Below are 12,991 nucleotides of genomic sequence, written 5' to 3' on the forward strand. Positions count from 1 at the left end.
CAAAAATTTATTATGAAAAAAATAAATCAAACAACTTTTATGCAACTATGTTGCAATATAGGAATTGTTTTTTGAAAGTGAAAATGCATGGAATAAGCTCTCAGTCATGAAGTAGATTCCCTGTTCTTAAACCGCTTCATTACCCTGAAACGGGAGGTAAGGCTTAAAATGTTAATCTCTTAAGAAAATAAACTATACCTTTTGTGAAATTGATATTTATATTCATAGCTATTCACTAATTTTACAATACTCTTTTACTTAATATGCTAATAAATGATTAAGTTTGCGACAATTATGGATAAAGAATTTACTAGTCTTTTAGAGAAACATCAGTTAAGAAAAACAGCACCACGTTTATCTGTACTTTCTATTTTAAAATCAAGAAAAACAGCTACCTCGCAACCTGAGCTTGAGGCAATGATTGGAAAAGATGTAGATAGAGTTACTTTATATCGAATCCTTAAAACTTTTGAAGAAAAAGGAATCATTCATAAAATACTGGATCTTAACGGAACTGCTAATTATGCCATTTGTGAATCTTCCTGCAACGAGCATGATCATAAAGATAATCACGTACATTTTAACTGTACTGTGTGCTTGGATATTTATTGTTTAGAGAATTTACAAATTCCAAATATTAAAATGCCTTCAGGTTTTGTTCCTCATACTACAAATCTTATTGTTTATGGTATATGTGAAAAATGTTCTGAAAAAGCTGAACAATATGTAAATTCTAAAAGCAATAAATAATTATACTTAAAAAAAGTAAAATGTAGCTGATAAGTAATGGTTTGCAAAAAATAATTTTCGGTCCTTTGACGAGTATAAAATTTACACATTAAAATACTGACTATCAGACCAAATTCATTTTGTAAACAAAACTTTAACAAGGAAAAATTTGCATTACTAGACGACTGGTCATACTTTTGTCATCCCTAATTAAAATAATGTCGAAAACCATAAAACATGAAACCAAAGCTGATTTCCTTTTAGAGAAAGGGATTGAAATCATTTGGTCTAAAGGTTATAATGGCACTAGTGTGAACGATATTGTTAAGGCTGCAGATGTCCCTAAAGGTTCTTTTTATTTTTATTTTGATAGTAAAGAAGATTTTGTAATTAAGGCTTTAGACAAGTATTTTGCGACACAAGTTAGTCCTGCCCTAGCGATTTTACGTGATCAATCATTTTCTGCAAAACAACGTCTGATTAATTTTTATGAATACAGAATTGAAGTAGTAAAAAAAGAATTAGAATGCAAAAATGGATGTATGGCCTGCAATCTAAGTAATGAAATGGCCGAACATAATGAAAACATACGAGAGGCTGTTTTAGCAAAACATGGTAAAATAAAAACAGAAATTATTGCCGTTGCTTTAGAGGCTCAAAAAAAAGGGGAAATAGACTCTTCGATTGATATAGTAAACATGGTAGAATTTATTGAAGATGCCGGAAAAGGAGCAATGACAACCATGAAAGAAACTCAAAGTGCTTATCCAATGGATAATGTAATGAATATGACCATGAAGTTGTTTTTAAAATAATTTTTTTTAATGACACATAGACGACCGGTCAATTATTAACATTTTAACAACTTTAAAATATGATGTAAACTATAATGTAGCAAATTAATCTAATAAAATAGTCGACTGGTCAATTATACTATTCAAAAAAATAGTAAAGACTATGTCCAATTATTTATATCGAAATCGTCTAAACATAAAAACTCACAATAATCAGTACCAGATAGATTTGCAACATCTAGAAGTCGACTGGTCAACTAACAACTAATAATATGAATGCACTAAAAAAAGCAAGTAACGCTACTAATGCGTTTGCAAAAAAATGGGCAGAATTTGTAATCAAATTCAAATGGCCTGTATTAATTACCACATTAGTTATTGCAATGGGGCTAGGTTCGCAGGGTAACATGGAGTTTGATGGTGATTATCACGTATTTTTCAGTGAATCTAACCCAGAACTTGAAGCTTTTGATGCCTTGCAGGACAAATACACTAAAGATGACAATATTGTTATTGTACTCTCCCCCTCTAATGGTGATATATTCACCAAAGAGAACTTAATTGCTATTGAAGAACTCACCGCCGAAGCCTGGAACACTCCTTACTCTTCTCGTGTAGATGCGGTAACAAATTTTCAGCATACAAGTGCACAAGGAGATGATCTATATGTAGACGATCTATCTTATGAATCAGCTTCCAAAACCGATTCAGAAATTAAAACGATTAAAGAAAAAGCACTAAAAGAACCTCTTTTGGTAAATCGTTTACTTAATGAAAAAGGAAGTGTTACTGCTGTTAATATAACGGTACGGCTACCAGGAAAAGATAGCTCCAAAGAGATTCCAGAAGTAACTGCTTTTATTAGAAAATCAATCTCTGATTTTCAAGAAAAATATCCAAATTTCCAGATACATTCATCTGGATTAGTACCTCTTAATACTGCATTCTTCGAATCCTCAATGAGAGACATGATGTTAACTCTAATTATGTTGATTATTGTGATCTTAACCACATTAATTCTTACCAGAAACTTTTTTAGTACGTTAGCAACTTTAATTGTTGTGCTATTCTCTATTATGAGCGCAATTGGTTTTGTTGGGATTATGGGGATCAAGCTCACTCCTCCATCTTCTGTTTTTCCTACAATGATATTAACATTGGCTGTAGCAGATAGTATTCATATTCTGATCACTATGCTTCAAAAAATGCGTAAAGACGGGTATACAAAAAAAGATGCTCTTATCGAATCCATGCGTCTTAACTTCATGCCGGTTTTCATCACTAGTTTAACCACTGTTATTGGGTTTTTAACTATGAATTTTGGAGATGTACCTCCGTTTTGGGATCTAGGAAATATTACTGCTTTTGGGATGACAATGGCTTTTTTCTATTCTACTACGGCATTACCGGCACTTATGGCAGTTCTACCTGTAAAAGTTAAAGAAAAGAAAGATGCTTCTATAGAAAAATCAAGCTGGTATACTAATCTTGGAGTTTTTGTGGCAAAACAACCTACAAAACTTGCAATAATCTCTTTAGTTGTAATTGGTGCCTTTACATTTTTGGCTACAAAAAATCGATTTAATGATGAGTTCATCAACTATTTTGATGAAACAGTACAATTTAGAAGTGACACCGATTATATAAGCAAAAACTTAACCGGAATTTATAATGTTGAATTCTCTGTTGGAAGCGGAGAAAGCGGAGGAATCAATAATCCCGAATATCTTAAGAAATTAAATGATTTCGAAGACTGGCTTAATCAACAACCCGAAGTGATACATGTAAATGCATTTAGTGAAGTTGCCAGAAGGGTAAATCGATCAATGCATGGAGATAATGAATCTTATTATAGGGTTCCTAATAATCGTGAAGAAGCAGCACAATATTTACTACTATACGAACTTTCTTTACCATTCGGATTAGACCTCAACAATCAAATTAATGTAGATAAATCTGAAAGTAGGGTGACTATAACACTACAGAATATATCTAGTGCCGAGATGATTGCTTTTTCAAAAAGAGCCGAAAAATGGTTACAGGATAATACTCCAAAACCTATGCATACTATTGGAGTAAGCCCTACTCTTATGTTTTCTAAACTAGGTTTTAGACAAGCCGATAGTATGCTTAAAGGAAATATCATTGCGCTAATATTGATCTCTCTCGTATTAATGTTCGCACTAAGAAACTTTAAACTTGGACTTCTAAGTATCATCCCAAATGTCACTCCGGTTTTTATTGGATTTGGATTTTGGGCAATGTACAAAGCTCAGATTAATACAGGAATGGTTATCGTTTTCGGAATGACGTTAGGAATAATAGTAGATGATACTGTTCATTTTATGAGTAAGTTCTTAAGGGCTCGTAGAGAATTAGGCTATGACGCCAAACAAGCAGTCATCTACGCTTTTGAAACCGTTGGAAAAGCATTGGTAACCACCACAATTGTACTCCTTGCAGGGTTTGCAGTATTATCCACTTCATCATTTGCTTTAAATAGCTATATGGCGAGAATTACAGTTATCATCATCCTGTCGGCCTTAATTATCGACTTTATACTACTGCCTTCGCTACTAATTCTTATTAGTAAAAAAGATAAGATTATATCAGAAACACCTGTGAAAGAATTAGAACCACAAATGCAACTTGATAAATAATAAATAAAAACAAAAAAGAATCTATTAATATGAGAACATTAATTTTAGCTGGACTTGCTGTACTAAGTATTGCAACTTTAACAGCACAAAATGCAGAAGAACGAGGTTTGCAAATTGCTAAAGCAGCAGATCAGGCAGATCAAGGTTTCAATAGCTCTATTGTAAATCTAAAAATGACCTTGAAAAATAAAAATGGACAAACCAGTGAACGCTTATTAATCACTCGAACTCTGGAACAAACAACAGACGGAGACAAATCACTGATTGTTTTTAATAGTCCAAAAGATGTAAAAGGAACTTCGACATTAACTTTTACTCATAAAATTGGAGCAGATGATCAGTGGCTTTTCTTACCTTCAATCAAAAGGGTAAAAAGAATTTCTTCTAATAATAAATCCGGCCCTTTTGTAGGTAGTGAATTTGCATACGAGGATCTTTCTTCGCAAGAAGTAGAAAAATACGGTTATAAATTTCTAGAAGAAAAAGGAAGTTCATTGATCGTAGAACAAGATCCAGTTGATCCAAAATCTGGTTATACAAGAAGAATTGTTACTTACAATAAAGATAAAAGATATCGAATAGAAAAGGTTGAATTCTATGATCGCAAAAATTCACTACTAAAAACACTTAACTACAGTGATTATAAATTATATAAAGGAAAATTCTGGAGAGCATTAACCCTTCATATGGTAAATCACCAAAGTAATAAAGAAACCGTGTTAAAATTTAGTGACTATAATTTTGAGGCAGCACTTGCCGATGAAGATTTTACGCAAGTTGCTCTTAAACGAGCAGGGCGATAAATCTACATACATGAAATACACAAGGCTCAGTTTGTTATATACTATAGTGGTTCTTTTGGCTACTGGTTTTTATTATTATCACAACCTGGTCTTGTGTTTTCTATTATGCAAAGTAATACCACATACCCATCTGAACTTGCAAATTTATTAGGAATGGTATTTTTAGGATTTGGGTTTTTGATGATTCTTATTTATAAGTATCAGGTTCAAAAAATATACAAATGGACCATAGTAATACGAATCTTTTTTAGCCTTTGCTCAATTGGACTGTATTACGTGTATCAAAATCCGTTTTTTATTGCTTTACTTTTTATCATCCTTATTGGAATATTGATCACAGTTCTTGGTCTGGTTAAAGATCAGGAAACAAAACAACTAATACATGAAGATTAAATTTATCTATTATATAATTCTCCTACTATGCATTGGTAATACAGTATATGCTCAAAACGAAAAACCTAAAAAGGTAAACCATGATTTTGAGTTAGAATTAGAAGGAGAATATCGTTATTTCTATGATGATGCTCTTTTTGAAGATCAGGAAGATCATTTTCCTTCTCTGGCAGTACGACCAGAATATAAAGCCGAATGGAATGCTGGATATGAAAGTATTAATTTTAAAGGTTTTTTTAGATTAGATGTTGATGAAGAACGAACGCATTGGGATATACGTGAGCTATATTATCAAAAAGCTAAAAACAACTGGGAATTTAACCTTGGGCTTAAAAAGGTCTATTGGGGTGTAGCCGAAAGTAATCATCTGGTAGATATCATTAATCAAACCGATGCTGTTGAAACTTTTGATGGTGAAGAAAAATTAGGCCAACCTATGGCTCAGTTTACATGGATTACTGAAAAATTTGGAACTTTTGATTTTTTTTACCTGCCTTATCACCGTAAACGTACTTTTTCTGGTAAAAAAGGGCGATTACGGTTTCCAACTGCTATTGACAAAGATGAACTGAAATATGAAAGTAGCGCTAAAGAATGGAGGCAAGATGTTGCTTTTCGTTGGAAACATTATTTTGATATTTTTGATATTGGCATCTCTCATTTTTACGGAACCGGAAGAGAGCCTCTTTTTGTATTTGATACCACAGGAAATATCAACGCCTTTTACCCAGTAATACATCAAACAGGCTTAGATCTTCAAATTACCCATGATGCATTTTTATGGAAATTAGAATCTATTTATCGCAATGCAGATGCTCAGGATTTCTTTGCTATGGTAGCTGGACTCGAATACACATTCTCTAATATTGATGGGAATGGACTTGATATAGGTATTTTGGGTGAGTATCTGTACGATGAACGAGACGAATTGACACTAAATGCATTGCAAAATGACATATTCTTTGGAAGTCGCATTGCTTTTAATGACACTCAGGACACATCAATACTAATTGGAGGAATTGCTGATCTAGAATCTAGTACGACAATTTTTAGCCTTGAAGCTTCAAGGCGTTTTGGTAGTAGCTGGACTGCAGCAATTGAAGCCCGTATTTTTAATGAAATAGATGATAATGAATTGATATTATCAAATTTTAGAGAAGATAGTTTTTTCAGAATTTCTATTTCAAAATATTTCTAAAAAGCAAACATAAAATGTGTAAATAAAAAAAGCCATCCCTAGTTAACAGGATGGCTTTTACAAAAAGTTCAAAGTTTTTCAACAATTAAATCTTAATATAAATAGTTTAAAGCAGTTCTATCTCTGCTACTAAATTCTCCATCTTCACTACCATCGAAACAAGAGATCATAATAGAATCTGTATCTAAACCACTTTGCCCCCACTGATTAGCAGTAGGAGTTCCTGGAATATGGATAGCTCCTATACCACCAGATCCTTCATTACTATTATCACACCTTCTTTTAGCATAATCAGTATGTCTGAATCCTAAACAGTGTCCCATTTCATGACCCATTAAATGCTCCATAGCATTGTTACTTAAACTGTTACTACCTGCATTAATCTGAACCCACTTATATGGTCTTCCGCTACTAGGGAAACCTGCAGATCCACCTGCACCTGAATTACCATTATTATATACCACCATATCAGCATTGGTTGATGCTGAAAAAGATAAGGTAAAATTTAAAGTATTATTCAATGCATTATAATTATTGACTGCCCATTGAAGTCCTGTACGCATTTTACTGGTTAAAGCATATCCAGATCCTGTATACCCGATAATCCTAATATTTCTATTACTACTAGATACCAGATTATTAGTTCTGTACTGCTTGCTACCACTTTCAATTTCTGCCAGTCTTTGTTCTGCCAGATTCTCAATCACCAAAGAAAGATCTCCACTTTTTATGACCTCTTCAGATGATCCATCAGGATGCGTTACAGTCCCATATGTGGCTCCAAAATCATTGACTCCAGCATCATGCAATGCTTGAATGTGAGCTTTTGAAATTTGTTTTGTAACAGCTTCTGGTTGTATTTCGTTAGAAACTTCTTTTTTTTCACAGGATGTCGTAAATCCTGCAACGATAGCGCAAAGCGCTAATACTTTGATTTTTTTCATTTTAAATAAGTTGAATTTGTGTAGTTATTAAAACTAAAACAGAGTTTTTAAGCTCTATTCTAAATACAATTATGTAGAAAACTTTGAACTTTTCTCAATTTTTGCGGTTTGAAGATATAATATTTTTTTTTAAAAATATGTTAATTTATTAAGCTATTCGTTGATAATATGGTAAAACCGTAAGATTCTTCTAATAAAAAAATTCGATAACTCATTTTTAAATAACAAGAAAATCGATCAAATACACAATTATTTTATCCAATCAATATGTAAACAAAGTGTTAAATTTAGGGATCATCGAGGATGTTAAAGAAAACTTAATTAAACATAAAGAGCGCGAACAAAAGAAGGTTATTTCCTACAATTTAGAGAATGTAAAAATAAAAAAACGATATTTTAAATATTTAACAAAAATCAAAGAAGTGTACTTATAAAAAACAATATTAATGTCCAATCTATTTCCATAACATGATTTAAGACACAAAAAAAGTCCATAATATGGACTTATCATTTTAGAACAAATCTAATCTACATTCGTTCATACAATTTCTGCACTAAGACCTGCATCTAATAATTTAGAACACCGTGGCACTAATTCTTCATAAACACCAGTTTTCACTGTGCATTTTCCTTTATAATGCACTAACATAGCACATTGTTCTGCCTGCACCGGTGTATGTTCACAAGTATAAATCAAAGTTTCTATAACATGGTCAAATGTATTCACATCATCATTATACAAAACAATCTCGTTATTGCTTTGATCAACAGATTTTTCTAAAACTTCTTCTAAAACTTTCTCCTGAGTACTCATAAGGGGGTAATTGTTTTATGCAAATATAACAACTTACAGTATCATATTCACTAATTAGAAGACAATTTTAACTCATAAGATGCTGCTATCCAATTATTTCTATCTATATTTTCTATAAAATCAAGATGGTTCTTTGCACATTCCTTTGTAATCATATCTAAATCTTCTTTATAAAACCCACTTAAGAACAATTTTCCATTAGGATTTAGGGATTTTGCGTACTGTTGAATATCATTTAGTAGTATGTTACGATTAATATTAGCGATAATAATATCATAGCTTTTCCCTGATAAAAGGGAAGCATCACCTTCATAAGCTGTGATATCTTCACAATTATTACGCTCTATATTTTCTGTGGTATTTAAATAACACCAATTATCAATATCAATAGCATCTGTAGGCCCGGCACCTCTCATTTTAGCAAGAATTGCCAAAACTCCAGTACCACAACCCATATCCAATACTGTTTTACCGTTTAGGTCAGTTTTCAAAATATGTTGAATCATCATGTGTGTAGTCTCATGATGTCCTGTTCCAAAAGACATTTTGGGTTCTATAATAATATCATATTTTGTATTTGGTTTTTCATGAAATGGTGCTCTTACACTACAAATATCATCTACTACAATAGGATTAAAATTCTTTTCCCATTCTTTGTTCCAGTTTATTTGCTCTATTTCTTCAATTGTATATTGTATATCAAACTCTCCAGAATTTAACACATAAATACCTTCAATGATATTTTCTTCCCACTCTGTATTTTGAATGAACGCATTAACTCCGTCTTCGGTTTCTACAAAGCTTTCAAATCCAACATATCCTAATTCTGCAATTAATATCTCTGTACCCGGTTGTAGTGGTGAAACCTTAAAATAATACCCAATGTATTTTGTGTTTGACATACTGATCTTTTATTATTTTGCAAAGTTACTCTTTTACCTTAATGTTTACACCAAGGTAAATCTTAATAAAAAAAGCATCCCATGATAAGGTGGGATGCTTTTATGTATTCTGTTAATTCTTAAATAGCGTTTACTATTGCAGTAAAATTCTCTGCGTCTAATGAAGCTCCTCCTATCAATCCTCCGTCTACATCAGTTTTTGCAAAAATTTCCTGAGCATTATTGGGTTTTACACTTCCACCATATAAGATAGAAACCTCATCTGCAGTATCCTGATCATAAGCATTAGCTATAGTTTTTCTAATAAACGCATGCATTTCCTGAGCTTGTTCTGGAGATGCCGTTTCTCCAGTTCCTATTGCCCAAACGGGTTCATACGCAAGGACTACATTTTTCCAATCTGCTTTATTTATATGAAAAAGACCGTTTTTTAATTGCTGTTCTACAACAGAGAAATGATTATCGCTTTTACGATCTTGCAATTCTTCTCCAAAACAGAAAATTATATTCATTTTATGTTGTAGTGCAGTATTAACTTTTTTAGCTAATAATTGATCTGTCTCTCCAAAATAAGCTCTACGCTCACTATGCCCCAAAATTACAGTCTCTACTCCAATACTTTTAAGCATATCTGCAGAAATCTCTCCGGTAAATGCCCCATTTTCTGCTTCGTGCATATTTTGTGCTGCAACGGTAACACCTGATGATCCCAAAGCTTCTATTGCTCCATATAGATTGGTAAATGTAGGCGCTACAATTACTTCTGCTTCAGACGATGTATTTAGTTTGGTTTTTAACTCAGATAGTAATGTCTTGGTTTCTGCAAGATTCTTATTCATCTTCCAGTTTCCGGCTACAATTTTTTTTCTCATTAATTTAAAATTTATGTTTTTGGTTAATAGTGTGGTTATATATTACTAGGAGTTATAATAACTCAAATCCTAATTCTCGGATCAAGCCATCCATAAATAATATCGACAAATATATTGATTAGTATGAACATAGTTGCTATCACCAATACAGCTCCCATTATCACAGGAAGATCTGATGTATTTAAGGCGTTTACAATCTCTTTACCCAATCCGTTCCATCCAAATATATATTCTACAAACACAGCTCCAGCCAGCATAGATGCAAACCATCCTGAAATTGCAGTAACAACTGGATTTAAAGAATTTTTTAATGCATGCTTCTTTATCACCTGAAACATCGAAAGCCCTTTTGCTTTTGCCGTACGAATATAATCCTGTCCCATTACCTCAAGTAATGAATTGCGCATTAGTTGGGAAACAACAGCGAGCGGTCGTATTCCCAATACAATGGCTGGGAGAATTAGATTTTCCCATTGGATATAGCTTCCTTCTCCAAAATCATCTACTTCATATAAACTACCAGTCATATTTAGATTGGTATATTCTTGTAGTACATATCCAAACAACCAAGCAAAAATAATTGAACTAAAAAAAGAGGGAACACTCATCCCTAAGGTACTTAATACCTGAATTAATTTATCTGGCCACTGATCTTTGGTCAAAGCACTTATTACCCCCAATAAAACTCCAATAAATATAGCGATACATATAGCAAAAACAGCAAGAATCGCTGTATTAGGTAATGTTTCTTTGATTACGTCACTTACCTTTTTACCATTTTTTTGCAATGATTCTCTTAAATATGGAAACTTAAGTATCGTAACAACATCTCCTATTTTAAACAGTTGGTTTCCTTTATGTTTTTTAGTATCAAAATACGAAAAATCGTCAGGGTTTATGCTATGAAATGATATAGGAGAAAGATCATTTATATAATATAGATATTGCTTTGATAATGGTTTATCGAAACCATATTTCTTCTTCACATTTTTTAACTGCTCTTCGGTCTCGTTTTGCCCAAGCATCATCTGAGCGGGGTCACCAGGAAGAATAGTAAACAACAAAAAAATCACAGTTACCACACCCAATAAAGTAAGTAATGCATATCCTAATTTATTGATGAGATAACTACCCATTATTGATTAGAGTTTTCTTTAATTTTTTTTACTTCTTCTAGTGTATACATTTTGTAAGAGATACCTAAAAGGCGTTCACTATATTCTTCTATTGTTTCAGTAAAACCAACTTCTTTTCTTCTCTCATTAACAGATTCGGCATCTTTGATTGGCCATATTAGACTGTTTGATTTCAAATTCACTACTTGACTGCCATAAATTTGCTCTAATCCTTGCTGCACTAAATATCGATCTTCCATCATTGCTACCGATTTCTTATCCAGTTCTCCTTTTTCTCCAGCTTCTTTTATAAGAGGTAAATATGCTCCAATCTTATCCGAATGTTGAATTACCAACCATGCAGCTATATTTGTCCCTTCACCAACCAAAGTTTTACCCGGATAACCATACTTTTTAAAGACTTCTTCTATAAATATTGTATTAGTGCTATCCACTATTTTTTGTTCTTCCCAAGAAATTTCTCCAGAACTCCTCCCATCTTGATCCAACTTCATAATACTGTCCAACTGTGCTTTTAGTATCAGATTAATTTTAGGTTTTGAAGGGGTTACTTTTTCCAGATTAAGTTTTTCTGCATCATTCCAATGTAACTTTTTTACTATAGTTCCTTTTTCAAGTTTTACAATACCCGGGTTAGATCGTAATATCGTTTTCAACGCTGTTTCATCTGTTGTATAAAAATCAAAATCAAGGCTATATTGTTGTTGTACCTGTGCTATATCTTTTGGCGTAGAAGCTGTCAAACCAATCACATCGTATCCTTGAGATATCGCTTTATCGGTAACTTTTTTAATTGCATATAACCCCTCGGCTTCACTTTTAGACAAATTATAGGTTACAATTAGTATAAGGTTTTCTTTTTCAAGAAACTCTGTTGTATAATCTGTGTCATTTTTTTCTATAGCAAAATCATGAATTGGAGGTTCGTATCCTTCTTTTACAGTTTTAGTTTCGACCTCAATAAATTTACCTTCTACTTTAGGATAATCTCCACTAGTGGTAACAATTTTTTCCTCTCCGTTAACATCAAATTTCCAGTGATAAGCAAATTCTGCTTTTGGAGCTCCTTCTGGAACTTCCATCCCTTCCTGAATATTAACCCCTTCTTTATATGCTCTAAAATCAAAAGCTGGCAAATGCATTAAAACATAATATGCAAAGCCTAAACAAGCAGTAAAAGTTGCAAAAACGACCCATTTATGTATAGCAAAAGGTTTAATCGGTGTTATATATTTTCTTCCAAAGAACAGTACTAATATTAAAACCAGTAAAATCACATCTTTCGTAAATGACTCCCAAGGAGTTAAAGGTAATGCATCACCAAAACACCCACAATCTGTAACTTTATTAAAATACGCCGAATAAAAAGTGAGAAACGTAAAAAAAGCAATCATTAATAATAATGACCATACTGTAAACTTTGGCAAATATCCCAATAGTAACGTTATACCTAATACGATTTCAAAAATCACTAAAAAAATCGATATTAACAAAGCAAAGGGGATTAGAAATTCTAAGTTTAGCACACCTTCTCCAAAGTATTCCTGAAGCTTATATGAAAATCCTACAGGATCATTTAGTTTTATAAATCCTGAAAATAGAAAAAGTGCTGCTACAAATATTCTTGAGAAAGAAACCAATATTTTCATCGAGGTATATATTTATTTTTTCAAAAGGTCAATATAGAATCAATGTAATGACAATTCTGATTACGTGTTCTTTATATTCTGACCATGATATTTTAGT

General features: G+C 32.5%; 12 protein-coding genes. 6 read left to right on the forward strand and 6 right to left on the reverse strand.

What is annotated here, in order from left to right; translation table 11 throughout:
• The first annotated feature begins 273 nt into the window (after positions 1-273).
• From ATE84_RS22870 to ATE84_RS22895, 6 genes are all read left to right on the forward strand, one after another.
• Positions 274-750, forward strand: a complete 477-nt coding sequence (locus tag ATE84_RS22870) for a Fur family transcriptional regulator (protein WP_199176905.1) — start codon at positions 274-276, stop codon at positions 748-750.
• Positions 751-947: 197 nt separating this feature from the next.
• Positions 948-1,544, forward strand: a complete 597-nt coding sequence (locus tag ATE84_RS22875) for a TetR/AcrR family transcriptional regulator (protein ID WP_101450142.1) — start codon at positions 948-950, stop codon at positions 1,542-1,544.
• A gap of 251 nt (positions 1,545-1,795) precedes the next feature.
• Entirely contained in the window at positions 1,796-4,183 is a 2,388-nt protein-coding gene (locus tag ATE84_RS22880) for an RND family transporter (RefSeq protein WP_101450143.1), read from the forward strand.
• Between the two features lie 29 nt (positions 4,184-4,212).
• Complete coding sequence (locus ATE84_RS22885; protein ID WP_101450144.1) at positions 4,213-4,986, forward strand: outer membrane lipoprotein-sorting protein; 774 nt, start codon at positions 4,213-4,215, stop codon at positions 4,984-4,986.
• A 105-nt stretch (positions 4,987-5,091) separates the two neighbouring features.
• On the forward strand, positions 5,092-5,379 hold the full coding sequence (locus ATE84_RS22890; protein WP_101450145.1) for a hypothetical protein: 288 nt from the start codon (positions 5,092-5,094) through the stop codon (positions 5,377-5,379).
• Positions 5,369-6,577 (forward strand): hypothetical protein, encoded by a 1,209-nt coding sequence (locus tag ATE84_RS22895; RefSeq protein WP_101450146.1) that lies wholly within the window; start codon positions 5,369-5,371, stop codon positions 6,575-6,577. Before ATE84_RS22890 ends, ATE84_RS22895 begins: the two co-directional genes overlap by 11 nt.
• A 92-nt stretch (positions 6,578-6,669) precedes the next feature.
• Here ATE84_RS22895 and ATE84_RS22900 read toward each other — a convergent pair whose 3' ends face one another.
• From ATE84_RS22900 to ATE84_RS22925, 6 genes are all read right to left on the reverse strand, one after another.
• The gene (locus ATE84_RS22900; protein ID WP_101450147.1) at positions 6,670-7,521 is read right to left on the reverse strand and encodes a M57 family metalloprotease; all 852 of its coding nucleotides are present in this window, start codon (positions 7,519-7,521) and stop codon (positions 6,670-6,672) included.
• A gap of 538 nt (positions 7,522-8,059) precedes the next feature.
• Positions 8,060-8,335, reverse strand: a complete 276-nt coding sequence (locus tag ATE84_RS22905) for an ATP-dependent Clp protease adaptor ClpS (RefSeq protein WP_025666493.1) — start codon at positions 8,333-8,335, stop codon at positions 8,060-8,062.
• Between the two features lie 50 nt (positions 8,336-8,385).
• Positions 8,386-9,237, reverse strand: coding sequence for a 50S ribosomal protein L11 methyltransferase (gene prmA / locus ATE84_RS22910; RefSeq protein ID WP_101450148.1), 852 nt, complete (start codon positions 9,235-9,237; stop codon positions 8,386-8,388).
• A gap of 119 nt (positions 9,238-9,356) precedes the next feature.
• Positions 9,357-10,109 carry a triose-phosphate isomerase gene (tpiA, locus tag ATE84_RS22915; RefSeq protein ID WP_101450149.1) on the reverse strand — a complete coding sequence of 251 codons (753 nt, stop codon included), beginning with the start codon at positions 10,107-10,109 and terminating at the stop codon, positions 9,357-9,359.
• A 62-nt stretch (positions 10,110-10,171) separates the two neighbouring features.
• The gene (locus ATE84_RS22920) at positions 10,172-11,245 is read right to left on the reverse strand and encodes an ABC transporter permease (protein WP_101450150.1); all 1,074 of its coding nucleotides are present in this window, start codon (positions 11,243-11,245) and stop codon (positions 10,172-10,174) included.
• Positions 11,245-12,894: a BT_3928 family protein gene (locus tag ATE84_RS22925; protein ID WP_101450151.1), complete on the reverse strand. Its 1,650-nt coding sequence runs from the start codon at positions 12,892-12,894 to the stop codon at positions 11,245-11,247. Before ATE84_RS22925 ends, ATE84_RS22920 begins: the two co-directional genes overlap by 1 nt.
• Positions 12,895-12,991 lie beyond the last annotated feature (97 nt).

Source organism: Aquimarina sp. MAR_2010_214, from assembly GCF_002846555.1.
Taxonomy (GTDB): Bacteria; Bacteroidota; Bacteroidia; order Flavobacteriales; family Flavobacteriaceae; genus Aquimarina.

Coding starts and splice junctions, on each gene's coding strand:
- ATE84_RS22870 (WP_199176905.1), top strand. CDS start 274: ATGATTAAGTTTGCGACAATTATGGATAAAGAATTTACTAGTCTTTTA.
- ATE84_RS22875 (WP_101450142.1), top strand. CDS start 948: ATGTCGAAAACCATAAAACATGAAACCAAAGCTGATTTCCTTTTAGAG.
- ATE84_RS22880 (WP_101450143.1), top strand. CDS start 1,796: ATGAATGCACTAAAAAAAGCAAGTAACGCTACTAATGCGTTTGCAAAA.
- ATE84_RS22885 (WP_101450144.1), top strand. CDS start 4,213: ATGAGAACATTAATTTTAGCTGGACTTGCTGTACTAAGTATTGCAACT.
- ATE84_RS22890 (WP_101450145.1), top strand. CDS start 5,092: ATGCAAAGTAATACCACATACCCATCTGAACTTGCAAATTTATTAGGA.
- ATE84_RS22895 (WP_101450146.1), top strand. CDS start 5,369: ATGAAGATTAAATTTATCTATTATATAATTCTCCTACTATGCATTGGT.
- ATE84_RS22900 (WP_101450147.1), bottom strand. CDS start 7,521: ATGAAAAAAATCAAAGTATTAGCGCTTTGCGCTATCGTTGCAGGATTT.
- ATE84_RS22905 (WP_025666493.1), bottom strand. CDS start 8,335: ATGAGTACTCAGGAGAAAGTTTTAGAAGAAGTTTTAGAAAAATCTGTT.
- prmA (WP_101450148.1), bottom strand. CDS start 9,237: ATGTCAAACACAAAATACATTGGGTATTATTTTAAGGTTTCACCACTA.
- tpiA (WP_101450149.1), bottom strand. CDS start 10,109: ATGAGAAAAAAAATTGTAGCCGGAAACTGGAAGATGAATAAGAATCTT.
- ATE84_RS22920 (WP_101450150.1), bottom strand. CDS start 11,245: ATGGGTAGTTATCTCATCAATAAATTAGGATATGCATTACTTACTTTA.
- ATE84_RS22925 (WP_101450151.1), bottom strand. CDS start 12,894: ATGAAAATATTGGTTTCTTTCTCAAGAATATTTGTAGCAGCACTTTTT.